Origin of the sequence: Mycoplasmopsis agassizii, assembly GCF_002276225.1 — a bacterium.
In the GTDB taxonomy this organism is placed as follows: domain Bacteria; phylum Bacillota_I; class Bacilli_A; order Mycoplasmatales; family Metamycoplasmataceae; genus Mycoplasmopsis_B; species Mycoplasmopsis_B agassizii_A.
In genome coordinates this window covers 46,866-66,798 of record NZ_NQNY01000002.1, presented here as the reverse complement: position 1 = coordinate 66,798, position 19,933 = coordinate 46,866, and the positions used below count along the sequence as shown (strand labels likewise).

Annotated in this window: 31 protein-coding genes; all 31 read right to left on the bottom strand. The window is 32.6% G+C overall.

All coding sequences use genetic code 4. From position 1 onward, the window contains the following. Positions 1 to 23: 23 nt before the first annotated feature. The 31 genes from CJJ23_RS00925 to CJJ23_RS00775 all read right to left on the bottom strand — a co-directional run bounded on the left by CJJ23_RS00925 (position 24) and on the right by CJJ23_RS00775 (position 19,483). Positions 24 to 602 carry a hypothetical protein gene (locus CJJ23_RS00925; RefSeq protein ID WP_095334517.1) on the bottom strand — a complete coding sequence of 193 codons (579 nt, stop codon included), beginning with the start codon at positions 600 to 602 and terminating at the stop codon, positions 24 to 26. Positions 603 to 703: 101 nt separating this feature from the next. Beyond that, on the bottom strand, positions 704 to 1,066 hold the full coding sequence (gene rplQ, locus CJJ23_RS00920) for a 50S ribosomal protein L17 (RefSeq protein ID WP_095334516.1): 363 nt from the start codon (positions 1,064 to 1,066) through the stop codon (positions 704 to 706). Beyond that, positions 1,066 to 2,064 carry a DNA-directed RNA polymerase subunit alpha gene (locus CJJ23_RS00915; RefSeq protein WP_095334515.1) on the bottom strand — a complete coding sequence of 333 codons (999 nt, stop codon included), beginning with the start codon at positions 2,062 to 2,064 and terminating at the stop codon, positions 1,066 to 1,068. Before CJJ23_RS00915 ends, rplQ begins: the two co-directional genes overlap by 1 nt. A 6-nt stretch (positions 2,065 to 2,070) precedes the next feature. Continuing rightward, positions 2,071 to 2,478, bottom strand: a complete 408-nt coding sequence (gene rpsK / locus CJJ23_RS00910; protein ID WP_084232383.1) for a 30S ribosomal protein S11 — start codon at positions 2,476 to 2,478, stop codon at positions 2,071 to 2,073. Between the two features lie 3 nt (positions 2,479 to 2,481). After that, the gene (gene rpsM / locus CJJ23_RS00905; RefSeq protein ID WP_084232384.1) at positions 2,482 to 2,886 is read right to left on the bottom strand and encodes a 30S ribosomal protein S13; all 405 of its coding nucleotides are present in this window, start codon (positions 2,884 to 2,886) and stop codon (positions 2,482 to 2,484) included. Between the two features lie 3 nt (positions 2,887 to 2,889). Then, positions 2,890 to 3,003 carry a 50S ribosomal protein L36 gene (rpmJ, locus tag CJJ23_RS00900; RefSeq protein WP_084232385.1) on the bottom strand — a complete coding sequence of 38 codons (114 nt, stop codon included), beginning with the start codon at positions 3,001 to 3,003 and terminating at the stop codon, positions 2,890 to 2,892. Next, the gene (infA, locus tag CJJ23_RS00895; RefSeq protein WP_084232386.1) at positions 2,993 to 3,235 is read right to left on the bottom strand and encodes a translation initiation factor IF-1; all 243 of its coding nucleotides are present in this window, start codon (positions 3,233 to 3,235) and stop codon (positions 2,993 to 2,995) included. Before infA ends, rpmJ begins: the two co-directional genes overlap by 11 nt. Further along, positions 3,235 to 3,990, bottom strand: a complete 756-nt coding sequence (gene map, locus CJJ23_RS00890) for a type I methionyl aminopeptidase (RefSeq protein WP_095334547.1) — start codon at positions 3,988 to 3,990, stop codon at positions 3,235 to 3,237. The genes infA and map overlap by 1 nt, the downstream gene beginning before the upstream one ends. A gap of 16 nt (positions 3,991 to 4,006) precedes the next feature. Next, entirely contained in the window at positions 4,007 to 4,654 is a 648-nt protein-coding gene (locus CJJ23_RS00885; RefSeq protein ID WP_095334514.1) for an adenylate kinase family protein, read from the bottom strand. Then, positions 4,648 to 6,063 carry a preprotein translocase subunit SecY gene (secY, locus tag CJJ23_RS00880; protein WP_084232388.1) on the bottom strand — a complete coding sequence of 472 codons (1,416 nt, stop codon included), beginning with the start codon at positions 6,061 to 6,063 and terminating at the stop codon, positions 4,648 to 4,650. The genes CJJ23_RS00885 and secY overlap by 7 nt, the downstream gene beginning before the upstream one ends. After that, positions 6,063 to 6,497, bottom strand: coding sequence for a 50S ribosomal protein L15 (gene rplO, locus CJJ23_RS00875; RefSeq protein WP_095334513.1), 435 nt, complete (start codon positions 6,495 to 6,497; stop codon positions 6,063 to 6,065). The genes secY and rplO overlap by 1 nt, the downstream gene beginning before the upstream one ends. A 10-nt stretch (positions 6,498 to 6,507) precedes the next feature. Continuing rightward, positions 6,508 to 7,275 (bottom strand): 30S ribosomal protein S5, encoded by a 768-nt coding sequence (gene rpsE, locus CJJ23_RS00870; protein ID WP_084232390.1) that lies wholly within the window; start codon positions 7,273 to 7,275, stop codon positions 6,508 to 6,510. Then, complete coding sequence (gene rplR / locus CJJ23_RS00865) at positions 7,275 to 7,631, bottom strand: 50S ribosomal protein L18 (protein ID WP_084232391.1); 357 nt, start codon at positions 7,629 to 7,631, stop codon at positions 7,275 to 7,277. The genes rpsE and rplR overlap by 1 nt, the downstream gene beginning before the upstream one ends. A 13-nt stretch (positions 7,632 to 7,644) precedes the next feature. Continuing rightward, positions 7,645 to 8,184, bottom strand: coding sequence for a 50S ribosomal protein L6 (gene rplF, locus CJJ23_RS00860; protein ID WP_084232392.1), 540 nt, complete (start codon positions 8,182 to 8,184; stop codon positions 7,645 to 7,647). A gap of 6 nt (positions 8,185 to 8,190) precedes the next feature. After that, entirely contained in the window at positions 8,191 to 8,589 is a 399-nt protein-coding gene (rpsH, locus tag CJJ23_RS00855; RefSeq protein WP_084232393.1) for a 30S ribosomal protein S8, read from the bottom strand. A gap of 3 nt (positions 8,590 to 8,592) precedes the next feature. After that, positions 8,593 to 8,778 carry a type Z 30S ribosomal protein S14 gene (locus tag CJJ23_RS00850; protein WP_084232394.1) on the bottom strand — a complete coding sequence of 62 codons (186 nt, stop codon included), beginning with the start codon at positions 8,776 to 8,778 and terminating at the stop codon, positions 8,593 to 8,595. Further along, positions 8,778 to 9,326: a 50S ribosomal protein L5 gene (gene rplE, locus CJJ23_RS00845; protein WP_084232395.1), complete on the bottom strand. Its 549-nt coding sequence runs from the start codon at positions 9,324 to 9,326 to the stop codon at positions 8,778 to 8,780. The genes CJJ23_RS00850 and rplE overlap by 1 nt, the downstream gene beginning before the upstream one ends. Before the next feature lie 3 nt (positions 9,327 to 9,329). Next, positions 9,330 to 9,671 carry a 50S ribosomal protein L24 gene (gene rplX / locus CJJ23_RS00840; RefSeq protein WP_084232396.1) on the bottom strand — a complete coding sequence of 114 codons (342 nt, stop codon included), beginning with the start codon at positions 9,669 to 9,671 and terminating at the stop codon, positions 9,330 to 9,332. 8 nt (positions 9,672 to 9,679) lie between these two features. Further along, a complete protein-coding gene (gene rplN / locus CJJ23_RS00835) occupies positions 9,680 to 10,048 on the bottom strand; it encodes a 50S ribosomal protein L14 (protein WP_084232397.1) in 369 nt (122 codons plus the stop codon). Next, complete coding sequence (gene rpsQ / locus CJJ23_RS00830) at positions 10,048 to 10,323, bottom strand: 30S ribosomal protein S17 (RefSeq protein ID WP_084232398.1); 276 nt, start codon at positions 10,321 to 10,323, stop codon at positions 10,048 to 10,050. The genes rplN and rpsQ overlap by 1 nt, the downstream gene beginning before the upstream one ends. After that, positions 10,323 to 10,523 carry a 50S ribosomal protein L29 gene (gene rpmC, locus CJJ23_RS00825; RefSeq protein ID WP_095334512.1) on the bottom strand — a complete coding sequence of 67 codons (201 nt, stop codon included), beginning with the start codon at positions 10,521 to 10,523 and terminating at the stop codon, positions 10,323 to 10,325. The genes rpsQ and rpmC overlap by 1 nt, the downstream gene beginning before the upstream one ends. Continuing rightward, positions 10,523 to 10,951, bottom strand: a complete 429-nt coding sequence (gene rplP, locus CJJ23_RS00820) for a 50S ribosomal protein L16 (RefSeq protein WP_084232400.1) — start codon at positions 10,949 to 10,951, stop codon at positions 10,523 to 10,525. The genes rpmC and rplP overlap by 1 nt, the downstream gene beginning before the upstream one ends. Then, positions 10,929 to 11,597, bottom strand: coding sequence for a 30S ribosomal protein S3 (gene rpsC, locus CJJ23_RS00815; RefSeq protein WP_084232401.1), 669 nt, complete (start codon positions 11,595 to 11,597; stop codon positions 10,929 to 10,931). The genes rplP and rpsC overlap by 23 nt, the downstream gene beginning before the upstream one ends. A 3-nt stretch (positions 11,598 to 11,600) precedes the next feature. Beyond that, complete coding sequence (gene rplV / locus CJJ23_RS00810; protein ID WP_084232402.1) at positions 11,601 to 11,933, bottom strand: 50S ribosomal protein L22; 333 nt, start codon at positions 11,931 to 11,933, stop codon at positions 11,601 to 11,603. Beyond that, complete coding sequence (gene rpsS / locus CJJ23_RS00805) at positions 11,933 to 12,208, bottom strand: 30S ribosomal protein S19 (protein WP_084232403.1); 276 nt, start codon at positions 12,206 to 12,208, stop codon at positions 11,933 to 11,935. Before rpsS ends, rplV begins: the two co-directional genes overlap by 1 nt. Next, positions 12,208 to 13,053 (bottom strand): 50S ribosomal protein L2, encoded by an 846-nt coding sequence (rplB, locus tag CJJ23_RS00800; protein ID WP_095334511.1) that lies wholly within the window; start codon positions 13,051 to 13,053, stop codon positions 12,208 to 12,210. The genes rpsS and rplB overlap by 1 nt, the downstream gene beginning before the upstream one ends. A gap of 49 nt (positions 13,054 to 13,102) precedes the next feature. Further along, positions 13,103 to 13,552, bottom strand: a complete 450-nt coding sequence (rplW, locus tag CJJ23_RS00795; protein ID WP_095334510.1) for a 50S ribosomal protein L23 — start codon at positions 13,550 to 13,552, stop codon at positions 13,103 to 13,105. Continuing rightward, positions 13,552 to 14,463, bottom strand: coding sequence for a 50S ribosomal protein L4 (gene rplD / locus CJJ23_RS00790; protein WP_095334509.1), 912 nt, complete (start codon positions 14,461 to 14,463; stop codon positions 13,552 to 13,554). The genes rplW and rplD overlap by 1 nt, the downstream gene beginning before the upstream one ends. A 2-nt stretch (positions 14,464 to 14,465) precedes the next feature. Then, positions 14,466 to 15,281, bottom strand: coding sequence for a 50S ribosomal protein L3 (gene rplC / locus CJJ23_RS00785; RefSeq protein WP_084232406.1), 816 nt, complete (start codon positions 15,279 to 15,281; stop codon positions 14,466 to 14,468). Between the two features lie 33 nt (positions 15,282 to 15,314). Then, positions 15,315 to 15,620 carry a 30S ribosomal protein S10 gene (rpsJ, locus tag CJJ23_RS00780; protein WP_084232407.1) on the bottom strand — a complete coding sequence of 102 codons (306 nt, stop codon included), beginning with the start codon at positions 15,618 to 15,620 and terminating at the stop codon, positions 15,315 to 15,317. A 332-nt stretch (positions 15,621 to 15,952) separates the two neighbouring features. Then, positions 15,953 to 19,483 (bottom strand): hypothetical protein, encoded by a 3,531-nt coding sequence (locus CJJ23_RS00775; protein ID WP_095334508.1) that lies wholly within the window; start codon positions 19,481 to 19,483, stop codon positions 15,953 to 15,955. Between the last annotated feature and the right edge of the window lie 450 nt (positions 19,484 to 19,933).

Here is a 19,933-nt window from a genome sequence, read left to right as displayed (position 1 = left end):
AATGATTTAAAAAAAACTAAAAATTACTTATCTTCGTGTTTCTTTTTGATTCAAAATTTATCACTTAGACTTTCTTTTTCTTTTCGTAGTTTTTTTTCAAATTCTAGTGAAGCAAGATTATTTGCTTGTTCTAGTTCAGCTTCTCGTTGTTTTAGTCTGGCTTCAGACATTGTTTTGTATTGATTATATTCCTGTTGTAATTTAAACAAATTCTTTTCGTGTTCTCTTTTAAAGTTGCCGATTCCACGCTCAATTCCAGTATTTATAATTTGCTCTTTTTCAAGTTCAAAAGCCTTTAATAATACTTCTAAATTTGGGTGATTATGAGAACAATTTTCATGACTATTATTAGCTGTTGAATTATTATCAGAAAGCCCCAATTTAGGGGTTTTTAGTAAATTTATGATGTCATTTATAGTCTGTTTTTTAGCATCAGTGTTTATACTGTTATTATGTTTAAAATCCAGAAAATGCTCAATCATTTTTTTAACCATTTTAGCGTCTAAAACGAGATAATCTTTCTCATAAACTTGCTCATTAAAAACTACTTTAAAGTCTTCTTCATTAGTAGTAAAATCGATATTTTTAATTTCTTTTGACATTATTCACCTATTTCGTAATTAAATTATATTATTCTATATTTTAATAGATAAAAAAATAACTCGAATAATTTTCGAGTTACTTAGTTATTAGGCATTGATGATTAAACTAATTCAATTACTGCCATTTTGGTGTTGTCACCTAAACGGGGAGCAATTTTAATAATTCTTGTATAACCACCATTACGGTCTTTATATTTTGGTCCTAGAGTATCAAATAAATACTTTAGAACTGGAACATTATCTTTAGTGTAAACATCTCTTAAGACACTAGCAGCACGGCGACGTGATGCTAAAGTATTATCTTTTGAGAAAGTAATTAAACGATCAACTCATTTTCTTAACTCTTTAGCACGGGTTAAATTTGTTTCAATTTTTCCATATACTAAAACGTCAGTTGCTAGTGAACGCATCATTGATGTTCTTCACTTAGTATTACGGCGAAACAGTTGTGTTGGATTAGCCATTATTTATCTCCTTTACTTAAACTTATATTGTATTCTTTTAGTAGTGCAAGAATTTCGTCAACTGATTTTTTACCAAGGTTTTTAACTGATGCTAAATCATCTTCAGTTAAAGTGGCAATGTCACTTAACTTAGAATAACCATGGCGTTGCAATGCATTAAGTGAACGAACTGATAAATTCAAGTCCTTAATATCTTTATTAGCACTGTTATTAGGTCCAACTGTTGAACTTGATTTTTCTTCAAAAATATTGATTTTATCTAAGTTATCAATATTTCCAATTACTTGGAAATGTGAAATTAAAATTTCACAAGCAGTAGACATAATTTCTTTACCTGAAACTGTTCCATTAGTTTCTAGTTCAATTTCAAGTTGCTCTTCAATATGCACTGATGAAGTGTTGATTTCACTTGTGTTGATTTTAACTCTTTTAACAGGTGAAAAATTACTATCAACTGCAATTGTTTTACCTTTTTTAATGTTTGAAACAAGTTTATCTTCATGTTCTTCGATAAACATTTTGTTAGTTTCAAAATCAACAAAACCTCTACCTGACATGATGAAAATTTCCATTTGGAATGATGTTTCTGCACTTAAAGTTGCAATCACTTGTTCACTATTAAACACTTTAATAGGTAAATCAAAAGTAATATCTGATGCTTTAACAACTCGACCGCTTACGTTAATGTTTCCACGGTAAAATTTACCATCTTCAATTACAGTTGGATCATAAATAAAATTAACGGCACGAACATTTAAGATAATACTTTGAACATCTTCAACAACACCTTTAATAGTTGCCATTTCATGTTCTAAACCTTTAATTTTAATTGCAAAAGGAGCAGCACTTGTAATAGTAGATAACATAGTTCTTCTAATTGCAGTTCCAATTGTAGAAGCAAAACCTCTTTCTAAGGGTTTAATAACAAAAACTGTGTTTGTGTCACTTACCTTGCGTGCTTTGTCTTCTGAATAATAAATTTGTGGCATTGCTCTCATAATTTATTACCTTGCCTTTTCACGTTTTAAGACTCTTTTTGGAGGTCTTGTTCCATTGTGAGCTTGTGGGGTTAAATCATAAATGTTTTTAACGCTAATTCCACTAACTTCAATTTGCTTACGAGCAGCATCACGTCCTTGACCGATTCCTTTGACTTTAACGTCAACTTCGCTAATTCCGTGTTCTTTAGCTTTTTCAGCAGCTGCTTGAGCAGCTAAACCTGCTGCATAAGCTGTTTTTTTCTTGGTACCTTTATAACCAATTGCCCCTGATGATGATCAAGAAATTACATTCCCTTTTTCATCTGTGAAAGTAACAATAGTATTTTGGTGTGAACTATGAATATGTGCAATACCCACAGCAATGTTTTTGCGTTTTGCTCTTTTAGGAGCATCATGTTTACGTGCAGCCATTTTCTATTTACCTTTCTTTCCAGCAACGGTTTTTCTTGGTCCTTTACGAGTACGAGCATTTTTTTGAGTAACTTGTCCTCTTACAGGTAAACCGCGACGGTGACGAATTCCACGATATGATTTAATTTCCATTAAACGTTTAATGTTTAATTGGGTTTCACGGCGTAAATCACCTTCGGTTTTATATTCTTTTGCAACTTCACGAATTGCTTGTAATTGCTCTTCGCTCAGGCTTTTAACTCTTGCATCTTCAGTAAAAGCAAGTTTTTCCATTTTGTGGGCTTTTAAATAAGCGTTTGCTTTTTTAATAATTTCAGATGCTAAACTAGGTCCGATTCCATAGATGTAAGTAAGTGAAACTACCACTCTTTTATCATTAGGAATCTCAATATTTAAAATACGTGCCATAGATTATCCTTGTCTTTGTTTATGTTTTGGAATTATACAAATAACTCTGATAATCCCTTTACGTTTAATAATTTTACAGTCTTTACACATTCTTTTAACTGACGGTCTAACTTTCATTTTGACTCTTTTCTTCTTTGTGGCGATATGTAATACGCCCTTTTGTTAAATCTACAGGATTGATTTCAATATCAACAATATCCCCTGGTAAAATGCGAATTCTGTAGTTACGCATTTTACCTGAGATATACCCTTGAATTAGCATGTTGTTATCTAAAATACGTACAGTACAAATATCTGAGTTATGCACTTTTTCAACACGTGCTTTAAACTTCATTGCTTTTTCAGACATTAAATCCCCTTCGTTAAAATTATTGGTTTATAATCTTTAATTAAAATTGTATGCTCATAATGTGATGCTTTTAAACCACTTTTTGCTACCACGGTTCAGCCATCTTTTTTAGTAAAAGTTTGCTTTGAACCTTGTAGGATCATCGGCTCAATACAGATGACCATGTTGTTAGCAATTTTTAAATTGCGATCAGGATTATGTAAATCATCAAAGTTAGCAACATTAGGTCTTTCATGTAATTGTTTGCCAATTCCATGACCTGAATAATTTTCAGGTGTAAAACAATTATTTGCTTTGATAACTTGATGAATTGCACGACCTATATCGGCAAATGTAGCATCTTTTTTAATCGCTTGTAAGCCTGCTTCAAAAGCATCTTTAGCGACTTTAATTAAAAATTCGTTTTCAGAATTATGTTCTTGACCTACGCTTTTAGTAAAAGCTGAATCTACATGATAATTCTGATAAAGCAATCCCATATCAATTGAGATTAGATCACCTTCTTTAAGAATGCGATCATCGGGAATGCCGTGGATCAATTCCTCATTTAAACTTGCGCAAATGCTGGCTGGAAAGCCAAAATAATTTAGAAAATTAGGTGTTGCGCCTCGTTTTTTTATTTCAATAAAAGCAATTGTATCCAAATCTTTTATCGAAACACCTGGTCTTACGGCATCGTAAACAATTTGTTTGACATCTGCCAGGAGTTGAGCAGCTTCACTCAAGATTTTGATTTCTTGAGTTGTTTTAATCATAGATGATTTTTTCTTGTTAGCCAAAATCTTCTACTTTCTCTAACTCTTTTAAAACAGCTTCAGGTGTTCCTTCAGCATTAATTATTTTAGCAATTTTTAGAGAAATCAACTGAGATTTTAAAAGTGATGTTTGCTCATGATACACTTCTAAACGTTTGCTGACAGCCTTAGGTTCATCATCAGCTCGTTGGATTAATTTTTGATTATCATTTTCACAAAAGTCCCCATTTTGGCTCTTTTTGGTATCAATATGATAAGTTGCTTTACATGTTAAACAGAAGCGACGACCACTTAATCTTTTTAAAATTATCGAATCATCTGCTTCTAAAATTCAAGCACTAAAGTCTGCATAATCATATAATGAAAATAAATAATCTAGTTGATGTTTTGTTCGTGGATAGCCATCTAAAATGAAACCACGGTTTTGACTTTCAAGTTCTGCTAATTTATTTTTAACAATTTCATTAGTAATTTCATCACTAACATAAAGACCATTATCAACAATTTCTTTTAACTTAATTCCTAGTGGAGTTTGTTTAGCAATTTCTTCACGGAAAATATTTCCTGTAGAAACGTGTTCTAAATTATATTTGCTAGCAACTTGTGAAGCTAGTGTTCCTTTACCAATTCCTGGAGGACCAAAGATAATGAATTTCTTTATCATAATAGACCACTTTCTTTGTTTTTAGAATTTTGTGAATTCTTACTTAATTTTTTAGATTTTGCTAAGTTAGTTGTTTTTCTTCTTGCAGAAATTTGATCTCAAGTTTCAAGAGAAACTGACACTAAAATGATCATTCCAGTTCCCCCAAAAGCAACTTGTTGAGGTACACCTGCTATTATCATGACGTGCTGCATACCAACTATTACAACTAAATAAAAGGCTGAAAATAGTGATAAACGAAGCACAACATCAATTAGATAATCTTCAGTTTCTTCTCCTGGTTTAAGCCCTGGAATAAAGGTACCGTTTTTTTGAAAATCTTCACTAATACGGTCGATTTTTGATTGTTGCAGTCCCATGAAGATACTGAAAATAAAAGTTAAAACTAATAAAACTGATAAGCCAATTGCACTTGTAAAAGTGAAATTGGTTTCGATTCAATTACGCACCACACTAGTATTAGGATCTAATAAACCAGCAATTAATTGTGGTATTGATAAAACTATATTAGCGAAGATGACGGGCATAATTCCTGCTGGATTAACCTTAATTGGCAACGCCCCCATTTCTTCAAGGTTGCGGCTTAAACCAGCACCAGTTGATTGAATTGGAATCTTACGCTCGCCCAGCTGCACAATTGTCATAATGAATAATAGTATTAAATAACCTAGTAAATAAATTATGAAATTTAATGCACCTGTGAAATAAGTTGCGCCATTTGTTCCTACTAGAGTGTTAAAAGCATTTTGAAACTGAGTTGGTAAAGAAGCAGCAATTCCTGTAAAAATTAATAAACTGGTTCCGTTACCTACACCTTTTTCAGTAATTTGCTCACCAATAAAAACAGCTACCATTGCACCTGCTATTAAAATAAAAGGTAGAATGAAATAAATATTTAAAATTGTTCCTTGACCTTCAATAAAAGTAATAATACCGTTATTTCTAGATAAAGTTTGAGTTAAGACAATTGCTTGAGGGTAAGCCACAAGTAGTGTTAAAACTCTAGTGATGATGTTGATTTTTCGCCTTCCAACTGGACCTGAGCGTGAAAGCCTATGAATTGGTGGAAAAAGCCTTGATTGTAAAATCGTCATAATTAAACTGGCTGTAATAAAAGGGTTAATTCCTAGAGCCATTAATGAAAATTGTCTTAAACCACCACCACCAACTAAGTTTAAAATACTAAAAAAGGGAATTGAATCAATATTATTAGCATTATTTAAGCGCACAAATGGAGCTGTAATAGTTCCTGCGATTACAAAAATAATTAATAGTGTAACTGTGTAAATAACTTTTTTAGTAATTACTTTATCGCTTCAAAAAGCAATCAAGGCGTGACGCAGGTTGAAAGTTTTATTGGCTAAAAATAACGAAAAGGATTCGAAAATTCTTCGTAATCCTTTCACAATTAAATAACCTCGACGCTTCCGCCTGCTTTTTTCACAGCTACTTTAGCTGCTTCTGATGCAGCATTTACTTTAATAGTAAATGATTTTTCTAGACTACCTTTATTTAATAATTTAATAGGTAGTGTACGATTTGCTAAACGCTCTTTTACTAATAATTCAATGTCAATCACTGTATTATTTTCAAAGCGCTCGTTTAAAACACCTAAGTTGACAACTTGGTATTCAACGTGGTTTACGTTGTTAAATCCACGTTTTGGTAATCTTCTGAATCATGGGTTTTGTCCACCTTCAAATCCGGCTTTTGTACCTGATCTTTTGGCTTGACCTGATTGCCCTTTTCCAGCTTGTTTACCTTTACCAGCAGCATGACCACGACCTACACGATGTTTTTCTTTACGTGAGCCAGGGTTTGCTTTTAATTCACTTAATTTCATCTCGTGCTCCTTAGGCTACTTTTGATTTTAGTGCTTCCACACTAACATCTCTTAATTCAGCAATTTGCTCTACTGTACGCATTTTTTCTAATGCTTTAATAGTTGCTTTGGCTGTGTTCATTTTGGTTCTTGAACCATAACTTTTTGAATAAATATCGCTATATCCTGCAAGTTCAGTCACTGTACGAACAGTTCCTGAAGCAATAATACCTTTTCCCTTAGGAGCTGGTTTTAATAAAACACGTGATGATAAATATTTACCAGTAACATCGTGAGCGATAGTATGTTTATCAATAATTGGAACAGTAATTAAATGAGTTTGCGCATTACGTACTGCTTTTTTAATCGCATCAGGTACTTCGTTAGCTTTTCCATGTCCAAAACCAACTTTTCCTTTACGATTTCCAATTACTACATAGGCTGAAAAACTAAAACGTCTTCCCCCTTTAACAACAGTTGTTACACGAGCAATATCTAAAACACGTTCTTCAAATTCTGAAACTAATTTGTCTTCACGGTTTTTATTATTACGGTTATTAGGGCGTTTTGAATTGCGGTTACGTAGTTTTGATTCTTCAAATTCTACTGTATCTGAAGTAGCTGCTTGACCTGGAATTTTCTTAGGTGAGCGACCTTGTTGCTTGACAGCAACACTTTTTGCTGATAAATCACGTGTTCCACGAATTAGTGGTTGAGCACGTTTTTTAGGAGCGTTATTTTGCTCTTTTTTAACAGTTACGCCTGATGGAACTGTTGTTTCTTTATTATTTTCAGCCATTAGAAACTAATCCCTTCTGCTCTTAGCTGTTCTGCAAAAGCTTTAACACGTCCATGATATAAATAACCTGAACGGTCAAAAACAACTTTGTCAATGTTTGCTTTTTTCATTAATGGAGCAATGTTTTTAGCAAGTTCAGTTGCTGCACTAATGTTGCCATGGTAAGTTGTGTCACCTTTTTTAGCAGTTGATAATGAAACTAAAGTTAAACCTTTAGTATCATCAATAATTTGCACTGAAAAATTACGGTGAGAACGGAAAACACTAACACGAGGACGTTCTGCTGTCCCTTTGATGTGACTTCTAATTTTTAAATGTTTTTTCAAACGTTGTTCGTTACGAGATAAATTTGCCATATCTTAACTACTTCTATTTAGAAGCTTTTTTCCCTTCTTTTCTTCTAACTACTTCATCTGAGTAGCGAATTCCTTTACCTGAATAAACATTAGCAGTTCTAATTGCTCTTAATTCAGCAGCGAATTGTCCAACAACTTGTTTGTCAATTCCTTTGACAATAACTGTTGTAGGTTTTGGTAGTTCCACTTTTAATGAAGTGGGAACTTCTAAATTAACTAAATGTGAATAACCTGCTGCAACTTCTAAAATATTACCTTTTAAAATTGCACGGTAACCAACACCTTCGATTAAAATAGTTTTTTCATAACCAGCAGAAACACCTTTAACCATATTAGCAATTAAGGCATTAGTTGTACCATGTAATTGCTTTGTATGTTTTTCTTCGTTTGCTCTGATGGTTGTGACTTGATTTTCTTCTTTTTTAATTGTGATTAATGGAGAAAATTCACGGCTTAAAGTACCAAGTGGTCCTTTAACTGTTAAAGCTGAATTTACTAAATTAAATTCAACGTTAGCAGGGATTGTGATAATACGCTTTCCGACTCTTGACATATTTTTTTATCAGATGTAAGCGATTACTTCGCCACCGATATTCTCCTTTCTTGCTTGTTTATCAGTTAATAAACCTTTTGAAGTAGAAATAATTGCTAATCCAAAACCGTTTAATACGTTAGGTACTTCATTTGCTGATACATAAACTCTTAGTGAAGGTTTACTTACACGTTTAAGATCAAAAATTGCTGATGTTGAACCTTTGTATTTTAATTCTACAACTAAAGTTTTTTCTACGCCGTTACCTTCGATAGTATAACCAACGATAAAACCTTCTTTAGCCATGATTTCTAAAATGCGCTCTTTAATATTTGAATAAGGAAAAGCCACATTTTTATGTTTACGTTTAACAGCATTTTTAATGCGAGTTAACATATCTGCTATTGGGTCAATGATGAATGCCATTTTTTATCAACTCGCTTTCTTCACACCAGGAATTTTACCTTCGTGAGCTAAATTACGGAAACAAATACGGCAGATTTTAAATTTTCTTAAAACTGCGTGTGGACGACCACATAATTCACAACGAGTGTATTTTCTTGTTGAGAATTTTGCATGGCGTTTAGTTTTTTCTTTTAACGCTGTACGTGCCATTAATTTGCTCCTTTAGCAAATGGTAAACCAATTGCTTTTAATAATTCTAATGATTCTTCACTTGTCTTAGCGCTTGTCACGATAATGACATCTAAACCACGAATTTTTTTAATTTTATCAAATTCAATTTCTGGGAAAATTAAGTGTTCACTAATTCCTAATGAATAGTTTCCTGAATTATCAAAGGCTTTAGTGTTTAACCCGCGAAAATCACGAATCCTTGGAATTGCTACAGTTACTAATTTATCTAGAAAATCTCACATTTGATCACGACGTAGTGTAACTTTACCACCCATTCTCATTCCTTCACGTAATTTAAATGAAGCTAGTGATTTTTTAGCAACTGTATATGCAGGTCTTTGATTAGCAATTAAAGCTAGTTCATCAATAACTGCATCAACACTTTTAGTGTCATTAACATCACGTCCTGCAGTCATATTTAAAACAACTTTTTCAATTCTAGGGATTTGCATTACAGATTTATAATTGAATTTTTTCAAAAGAGCAGCTTTGACATCTTTTTCATAACGTGTTTTTAATAAACTCATAGATTAAACTGCCTTTCCTGATTTTTTAGCAATACGTGTACGTATTACTTTTTTACCATCATTACGTACATCAATACGCAATTTAGTAGTTTGGTTATTTGCGTTTTTACCTTTATTTAAAGCAAGCGCTAAATTTGATAAGTGAATTGGTGCTTCAAAAGTATCAATTCCACCTTTTTGGTCTTGTTGGGTAGGTTTTTTATGTTTTGTTACAACATTAACACCTTTAACAGTTGCTTTGTTGGTTTTAGGGAATAAATTTAAAATTTGTCCTCTTTGACCTTTGTATGCACCAGCAATAACAATGACATCGTCGTTTTTTCTTAATTTAGTTTTAACGTTCATTATTACTCCTATAACACTTCACTAGCTAAAGAAACGATTTTAGCGTAGCCTTTATCTTTTAATTCACGAGCAACTGGTCCAAAAACACGAGTTCCTCTTGGTGTTTTATCTTCTTTGATAATTACAACTGCATTGTCATCAAAGCGAATGTGTGTACCTGAATCACGTTTAATTCCGTATTTAGTTCTTACAATAACTGCTTTAACAACTTGACCTTTTTTAACGATTCCATTAGGTGTTGCCTTTTTAACTGAACAAACCACAATGTCACCGATATTTGAAGTTTTTTTACGAGAACCCCCTAAATTACGGATGATTCCAACTTCTTTAGCACCTGAATTGTCAGCAACTTTGGCACGTGATAATTCTAATAACATTATTCACCAACCTTTGCTGAATCAAGGATTTTTACTAAACGATAACGTTTAGTTGCTGATAAAGGGCGAGTTTCCATGATTTGTACGAAATCACCTTCACGAGCGATATTTAGTTCATCATGAACTTGAAATTTTTTACTACTTTTGAAACGTTTTGAATATAGGGGGTGTTTTTTATAAGTGTCAACTGTAACTGTAATAGTTTTACGATTTACTTCAGGAGCAAAAGCACGAGTCACTTTACCTTCTAATGATTTACGTGAACTTCTTTGCATTAGTTTTCTCCTTCGTTTTCTGTAATTTGTAATACAGTTAATAATTTTGCCACTTCACGGCGTAACTCTTTAATTTTGTGAGTTTTATCTAGTTGACCTGTGCGATTTTGAAATCTTAATGTAAATAATTCAGCACGTACATCAGTTAATAATTGCTTAATTTCTGCACGTGATTTTTTTGACATTTCTTTAAATTTCATTATGCCACCTCACTTGTTGTTTCTGCTGTAATAATTTTTCACTTAACAGGTAATTTATGACCTGCAAGTCTTAAGGCATCACGAGCAATTTCTTCACTAACACCTTTAACTTCAAACATTACTGTTTGTCTTTGCACGACAGCGATTCATTTATCAGGACTACCTTTTCCTGAACCCATACGTACTCCAATTGGTTTAGAAGTTTTTGAAAAGTGGGGGAAAATTCTAATAAAAACTTGTCCTTCACGACCCATTCTTCTAGTTGCAGCAATACGAGCTGATTCGATTTGACGAGCATCAATTCAAGCAGAAGTTACAGCTTGTAGTCCAAAACTACCAAAACTTACTTTGTTTCCTCTTTGCGCATCACGTTTATCGTGACGAATACGGAAAACTTTACGGTGTTTAGTTCTCTTTGGTTGTAGCATGTTTACCTTCTTCGTAGATATCTCCTAATGAGATTCAAACTTTTACACCAATTGCACCATAGGTAGTTCTAGCTGTTGCTGTTGCATAATCAACATTTTGGCGTAGTGTATGTAATTTCATTAAACCTTCAGCATAACCTTCTGTACGAGCCATGTCGACTCCGTTTAAACGTCCACTAACTGAAGTTTTAATTCCTTTAGCACCTGCTTTTAAAGCATTACGGATTGCAAATTTTTGTGCAATACGGAATGGGCGACGATTTTCTAAATCGATAGCAATTTGTTCTGCTAATAATCTAGCTGATAAATTAGCATCATCTAAATTGATTAGATCAATTTTGATTGGATAATTTTTCTTGCGCAGTGCTTTTTGTAAGTTGGTTGTAATTGTGGCAATGTTTGATGCATCTTGTCCTAACATTGCACCTTTTTTAGCAGTATGAACTAAAACGTTAACTTTTTCTTTGTTACGTTTAATTTCCACTTTAGCAATTTGGTATTGGCGTACTAATTTGTCAAAAAATTGGTAAATTTTTTGATCTTCGATTAATAAATCTGCAAAATCTTTTTTGTCAGCATGTCAAATAGAATTACGGTTTTTAGTAATTCCATAACGGAAACCATTTGGATTTGTCTTTTGTCCCATAGATTATATTTCCTTTACAGTCACTGCCAAATGACTTGTTCTTTTTAAAATTCTTGTAGCACGACCTTGTGAATGTGGTTGAAAACGTTTTAAAGTTGGTCCTTGGTTGACCATAACGTTTGAAACCACTAGTTTTGATGCATCTAAACCGTGGTTATTTACAGCATTAGCAACTGCTGAATTTACTAATTTTAAGAATAACGGTGCTGCTTTTTTATTAGTATTTTGTAAGATTACGATTGCTTCGCTAACTCTTTTTGTCCTGAATAAATCAGCCACTAAATTAGCTTTTTGACTACTAATTCTTGTAGTTAATAATTTTGCGTATGCTTCCATTATTTTTTCTTCCCTTTATCTTCACCGTGACCATTGTAGTATCTTGTAGGTGCAAATTCACCTAGTTTATGACCTACCATGTCATCTGTGACAAAAACACTAATAAATTCTTTACCGTTATGTACTTGAAAAGTTAAGTTAACAAAATGTGGAAAGATAGTAGAGCGGCGTGATCAAGTTTTAATTGGTTTTTTAGAATTGCTTTTGTTTGCTTCTTCTACTTTTTTAAGTAGATGATCATCAGCAAAAGGACCTTTTTTAAGTGAACGACCCATTATTTACTATCCTTTCTACGGCGAATAATTAACTTATTGCTATTTTTCTTTGTACTTCTTGTTTTTACACCAAGAGCTTTTTTACCTCAAGGAGTAAGTGGTGCTTTACGACCAATTGGTTGCTTACCTTCACCACCACCATGAGGATGATCTACTGGGTTCATTGCTGAACCACGCACTGTTGGGCGAGTACCCATTTTACGCATTCTTCCGGCTTTTCCAACACTTACTAAACTGTGTTCTTCATTACCGACAACACCGATTGTTGCACGACATGAACTTAGAATTCTTCTAACTTCACCTGATTTTAATCTTAAAATGGTGTATTTTCCATCTTCAGAATTTCCTAAAATCTGTGCATATGAACCAGCTGAACGTGCCATTACAGCACCACCTCCTGGTTGCATTTCAATGTTATGAATTTCAGTACCTTCAGGAATGTTACGCATTGGAAGTGTGTTTCCAACGATAATGTCAACATTTTCTCCTGAAATAATTTTGTCTCCAACTTTTAAATTTTTCGGAGTTAGAATGTAGCGTTTTTCACCATCTGCATAAACTGCTAATGAGATATTTGCTGAACGATTAGGATCGTATTCAATCGTTTTAATTGTTGCTGGAATATTGTCTTTATTGCGCTTAAAGTCAATCAGACGGTAATATCTTTTATTACGCCCAGCTTGATGTCTAACGGTAATTACACCACGGTTATTACGTCCTGAATTCTTCTTTAATAAAACCATTAAAGATTTTTCAGGAGCGTGACCTGATAGATTAGCCTTGTAATCTAAAATGGTCATGTGACGTTGTCCGTTAGTCGTAGGTTTTAACTTACGAATTGCCATGTAAAATCCTTTCTACTTAATAATATTTGGCTAGTTTTTCTACTAAGTATTATTTTCCTTCACGTGCTTTTTTAATCGGTTTTTTAACCGCAGCAGTTTTTGAAGTTTTAGCAGCTAGTTTTGCTGCTGCTTTTGCTTGAGCCTGATCAGCTTTGTCTTTATCGACAACATCTTCTTTAACGACTTTTGCTTTTTTAGCTTTTTTGTCGTCTTTTGCTTCTTCTGGGAAGAAGTTAATTACGTGACCTTCTTTTAAGGTTACATAGGCTTTTTTGTATGAAGAGGTAAATCCACTGAAACGTCCAACCTTTTTAGGTTTTCTCGCTACTTTCATTAGGTTTACTTTTTCAACTTCAACATTAAAAATAAATTCGACAGCCTTTGCAATTTCAATTTTATTTGCACGGTTATTAATTTTAAATGTGTAAACTCTTTGCTCCATTAATGAGTAAGATTTTTCAGTTAAAATTGGTGCTTTGATAATTTCATTAACAAGCATTATCCCACCAGACTTTCTAAGACTTTGATATCGTCTTCACTAATAAATAGTGCATCTAAAGCGATTAAATCTTCAACTAATAATGAAGTTACTTTTGTAATTTTAACGTTTCTTAAATTACGTGCACTTAAGAATAAGTTTTCATCGTCTGAGACAATTAAAACTCTTCTTAATTTATCTGCATTAAATTCTTTTAGCTTAGTAATTAAAGATTTAGTTGAAATGGTTGCCATTTTTAAATTTTCAATTACAACTGCTTCACGCTCTGATGCATATGCTAAAGCAGCATTTAAGGCATGACGGCGTGTTGATTTATTAACTTTTAATTTGTAGTTACGGGTATTTCTTGGACCTCAAGCAATTCCCCCTCCTACCATTTGTGGAGCTCTTAGAGTACCTTGACGAGCATTACCTGTTCCTTTTTGACGGAATGGTTTTTTACCTGTTCCTGAAACTTCTTCACGAGTTTTAGTATGGTGAGTACCTTGACGTCTTGATGCACGTTCACTCATGATGGTATCAAAAATTGCTTGGTCATATTTTTTCTCAACTGATCAAATAGTTGAATTTAATTTTGACTTTGCAGTTGCTTTTAAAGGTTCTTGAATTGCTTTTTTAGTTTCGTTAGTTTTTGTACTTACGTTTAATGCACCTGATTCAGTTTTAGTTGCTAAAACTACATTTTCTTCTTTGGCTTTTGCAGTTTTAGAAGTCTTTGTAATTTTTACTTTTGATGTACTTGTATCATTTTTTGATGCAGATGTTGTTTTAGTAGTAGCTTTTTTAACTGCAGGTTTTTTAGTTTCACTAGCAGGTTTTGCTGCTACTTTTTTAGGAGCGCTTTTTGTAGCAGGTTTATCTGCTTTAGCTGCTGTAGTTTTAGTTGTTTTAACTTTTTTCTCTTCAGCCATGATTACTCTCCATCTTTTTTATGTGAAGCTTCTGCTTGTTTTTCAGCTTCAACTACTAATTTTTCAATTTCGTTAACATCCATGTCAGCATTAACACTTAAATGACCGAATTTACGAGCACGCTCGAATAAATCATTTAATTTTGCTTGAATTACTAAATCAACTAATTTAACTGGTTGATGGTCAGGTAATCCTTTAACTGCTTCTTTAATTAAAACGAATGATTTTTTAGCACCAGGAATTGATCCCTTTACTAATAATAAATTGTTTGTAACATCAACTAAAACAATTTCTAGGTTTTGCACAGTTCTTTGTACATGTCCTAAATGTCCAGGCATAGTTTTACCTTTACGAACTTTGTTATCTGTAACAACTCCTAAAGACCCAACTTGACGAACTGGTTGAGATCCTCCTCCACCACCATGTGAACGAGGCCCGATTTTTTGGTTATGTCTTTTAATTGACCCAGCAAATCCTTTACCTTTTGAGATACCAGTAGCATCTACTAATTGACCAACATGGAAGATTGAAGCATCAACTTGATCTCCAAGATTAAATCCTTCCATATTGCGAATTTCTTTTACGAAGCGCTTAGGTGTTGTATTTGCTTTTTTGAAATGACCTTGTTCAGGTCGATTTTGACGAGATTCTTTTTTGTCAAAAGCAGATAGTTGCACTGCTTTATAACCATTAGACTCTTGTGTTAAAACTTTTGTAACAACATTTGGTGTAACTTCGATAACAGTAACTGGAATTGATGCTCCATGATCACTGAAAATTTGTGTCATACCAACTTTGCGTCCTAAGATTCCTTTCATTTTTCCTCTTTTCAAAATTTAAATTTTTAAAATTTATTTAACTTTTAATTCTAGTGAAACACCAGCAGGCATTTCTAAGTGGTTCAGTAATTCGATGAACTTTTTATCAACATTTTCAAAGATGAATAATCTTTTAAATGTTCTTCTTTCGAATTGCTCACGTGATTTCTTGTTAACGTGAACTGAACGTAAAATTGTAAATACTTCTCGTTTGGTTGGAAGTGGTACAGGTCCTGAGAATTTAACATTGTTTTTATCTGCTAAGATAATAACTTTTTTAGTTGCTTGATCAACTAATTGATGTTCAAAACTTCTCAATTTAACAGCTATTTTACTCATTGTTGCTCCTTTTGTTCTTATTTGAACTGGCTCCATGCAAAAACTTGATAATCATGAACAACGGTGGTTGATGTATCAACAACCTTGCACTTCAAAGCCTGTTGTATTTTCAATATTACCACATTTTTTTAAATTAGTTATTTTTATTCAAAAAATTTTTCCTGAATAGGACTTGAAAGCACTCAAATTGCTCTAACTTACTTGAACTTACTTAAAAGTAAAATTACCCTAAAAATAGTGACATGTATAGCAAATGAGACTTTTAAAAGTTATAAAAAGCAATAAAAAATCAAGGTTTTAGACCTTGATTTTGGTTTGTGAATTTTGTGCTATTAAATAACTTTAACTAGGACTAAAACTAGAACAATAACTAAGACAACAGCAATCCCGATAGAAGCACCAAGGATACCTCATCATTTTTTACCGATTACTTCACCACTTTTTTTAGCTTTAGGTTCAACAGCATTTTCAACTGTAACTCATTCAGGAGAATCTGCTTCTTCTTCTAAGTTTGCAGGTACAAAAATGTCTTCTTGCACATCGTGAACTACATCTTTACTTTTAATTTTATATGAAGTATCTGATGAAGGGATTTCATCTAGAGTTTCTTCAAATAAAGAAGGAACTGTAGCAACTGGTTCTTCCACTTTTTCAGTTACAACTGATGATGAAGATGCGCTTGAAACTGTTTCAGTTTTAACTTCATTAACAGTTTCTTTAACAACTTCGGTGTTTGAAACAACCTTAACATCACTTTCAACGATTCTAATTACGTTTGATAATTTTTCATCGTCTTTTTCAATTTCTTTATCTTTTTCAGAAATTGATTTATCTAGAGCTTCTTTTACACGTTTGAAATCTTCAGCTCTTTTTGTTGATGCTTCAATTTCAGCAGTAATTAATTCTTTAACACGAAGTTCTTGCTCTTTAATTTGCAATTTACGTGTGTTGTAAATTCTTTCTTCTTCTTCTTGAAGTGCTTTTGTAGCACGAAGTTGTTCTTGAATTCTTAGTTGACGTTGTGCGTGAACTTCTTTATCAATATCTTTGATTTCACTTAGACGGCGAGCACGTTCAAGTAATTCTTGACGTTTTAATTCTTTAATTTGCTCTTCTTCATCGTGAAGAATTTCTAAAGTTTGATCAAATTGTGATTTCAAAGCACGTTGTGCAGCTAGTTGCTGAGTTGCGATTTGTTGTTGCGCAACATTATATTGTTGGTTTGCAGCAGGTGCTTGGCTTGGTTTAAAACTTTGTGTAACGTATGGGTTAAGTGGTCTTTGAGGAACAAATTGTCCTGTTACATAAGGATTAACTGGACGTTGTGGTTGTTGTGGAACAAATTGTCCTGTTACATAAGGATTAACAGGGCGTTGTGGCGATGCTGGTCCTTGAGGTGCTGGTTGTTGTTGTGGTTGTGGATTAACATTTCTGTTGAATTGTTGAGTTAGATAAGGGTTAACTGGTCTTTGTGGAACAAATTGCCCTGTGTTATATTGATTAGCAAAATTATTAGGTTGCTGAACGTTTGGGTTCTGGTTGTTAATATTTTTATTTTGCTGATTAGCACGGTTGTGCTGATTTTGATTACCTTTTGATGACATTGTTTTTTCTCTCTCCTGTTGGTTTAGTTTTATTTCTACTGTAGTAACATTATCATTTATGTAAGTTTGAACAGTATTATAATGTAGAGAAGCAGTATTTGTTAAATTTTCGTGATGATTTTTTACTTGATTTTGTAATTCATCAAAATCGATATTAACTGTGCGATCTTGTTTTTGCTTTTCGATTTCATTATTAAAATGATTATTATGCAAAATTCTTGATGCTCTTGGATTTGAATTTCTAGATTCTGAATCACTTACTGGTAAGCGATTAACTTCTTGCAAGTGCTGATTTTGAATTATAAATTGCTCTTGGAATCAGTTATTGCGCTCAATTTCAAATTGATGTCTTTCACGTTCTAAAGCAAGTTGATATTCAAATATACTTTGACGTAAAAAATCTTGTTCTTGCAATCAACTATTGCGCTCTTGTCATAATTGATACTCTCACTGAGCGCGTTGTTCATTGAATGCTTGATTCATATGTTCTAGTTCAACTTGATATGCTTGGTAATTAGCCTGCATCTGTGCTTGCATTTGCGCTTGGAAGTTGTAAAAATTATATTCACTTTGTTGTTGCTGACTAACTAATTCATAAGTTTGAGTAGTTTGTACATTTTCAAGTGCCATTGTTAATTGGGCACTGTAAGCATCTTCCATAGCAACTAATTGAGCTTCATATCAACCTGCCTGATTCGCTAATAACTGCGTATATTCAGCATTTGACTTATGTAACTTACGTTGCGATTCTTCAAACAGTCTATCGCTTTCAGCTAATAAAACTTCAAATTCTTGACGTTGTCTTTCACCTAGTAATTTTACTCTTTCAGCAATTTCATGCTCATAAGAAGCTTTTTGCTCTTCAAGTAATTTTTGGTATTCTTGACGTTGGCTATCACTCATTTTCGAGATGAATTCGCTTTGTTCAGAAATAACTTTTTCGCTAACACGTTTTAAAGTTTTTTCTTGCTCGCTTAATAATTCTTCTCGTTGCTGTGCTAATAATTCATTTAATAATTGCTTATTAGTTTCAGCTTCATGATCAAGACGTTTTTGATATTCTAAGAAAAGATTTTTTTGGTGTTCACTAATAATTTGATCACGTTCTTTAATTAGTTGTTCTTCACGTTCATGAATTTGTGCTTCATAAAATTTACGTGATTCTTCAATTTGTTGTTCATAGAAATTTTGCATTTCTTGAAATTGAGAATCAATATAACTTTGTTCAGCTTGATACTCTTTAGAAGCTTCTTCATACTCTTTGATTTGTTGCTCATAAAGTGCTCTAGCAGCTTCTTCTTTAGCTTTTAATCTAGCCCTTGATTCTTCTTCTAAAGCTTCAAGTTCCTTTTGAATTGCTTCATAATTATCTTCAGATTCATATGTTTTTTCAGACTCTTTAGATTTAGCTTCTAGTTCAGCATTTTCTTTTTGCAATAATTCAAGTTGGCTATTTAATTCTGCTAAACGTGCATTTTTTTCTAGTTCAAGTTGATTATGTTCTTCATGAAAGCGTTGTTCTAATTCTTTATATTCTTCCAAATATTCTTTAGATAAATCAACTTCAACTTTTTCGGCATTATCAAGTCGCTCTGATTCTGCTTTCATCTTTTTCAAAGTTTCATCAAAATCAGATTTTGTAATTACTTCTTCAGCTTCTTGAATAGCAACTTTTTGTTCTGCTATTTTTGCTAAGTTTAATTCTTCAATTTCATCGATTTTGATTTCTTCTTTTTGATCACTATTTTGAGAAGTAGTTTGCTGTGCATAAAATAAAGGCATGTCCATTAAACCATCATTATAGTTCTTAGGAATTTTCTTGTCTTTTTTAGCTTCAGACTGCTTTTCACGAGTTTTTTTCATCTCTAGAATGTACTCTTGAGTACCTTCTCAATTCTTACGATCGTCAGGGAAAATGCGATACTTAGTTTTTAAATCAATGTAAAATTCTTTATGAACCTTTTTTATTTTTAATTCTAATTCACTTGCACTTTCACGAGAAAATTTTGAAATCGTTAAATAGTGTTTGTTCTTTTTGAAATCACCATTAGGATCTTCTTCAACTTTTAAATTCCCTTCGAAGATTTCTTGAACATTGTGGAATCAAATCATCGCATCTGTTTGACCATAGTTTTCAATAAAATAATCTATGGCATCAAGACGTGATTGAAAGTGACCGATTGCCGAGCTTTTGACCTCTTTTAAAACCCATGAATATGGGGCTGATTTAGGGGCGTATAAACAATAAAATCTATTCACTTATTTCCTTTACAAATTGCAATTAATTTAATAGTAGCATTTGCTACTACGTTTTTGCGTTTATATTATTACACAAAAACATTTTTTTCTTAAGGATTTTAACGGTAAATGCTTAAAAAAAATTAATTTTTTAGTTTTTTTTGCAAATCTGCTCAAACTCATGTAGAAATTAAAATCTAAAAGTCCCTAAAATAGGGCATTTCAGGTTTTTTAAGTTTCTAAAACCACCTAAAAAGCATGGTTTACGAAACACCCCTAAAAATCGGTCGTTTTGTCATTTGTGAAAAAAATTATTTTATTTTTGCAGTTTTTGACCAAAACATAATGTCTATATAAAATTTGTTATTTATTTTTTTCTGAAAATAATTGGTTTTTATTTTCATAATTAGGTATGATTTTCCACTATTAAATATAACTAGTTGATTTATTTTATATAATTTCCACATAAAA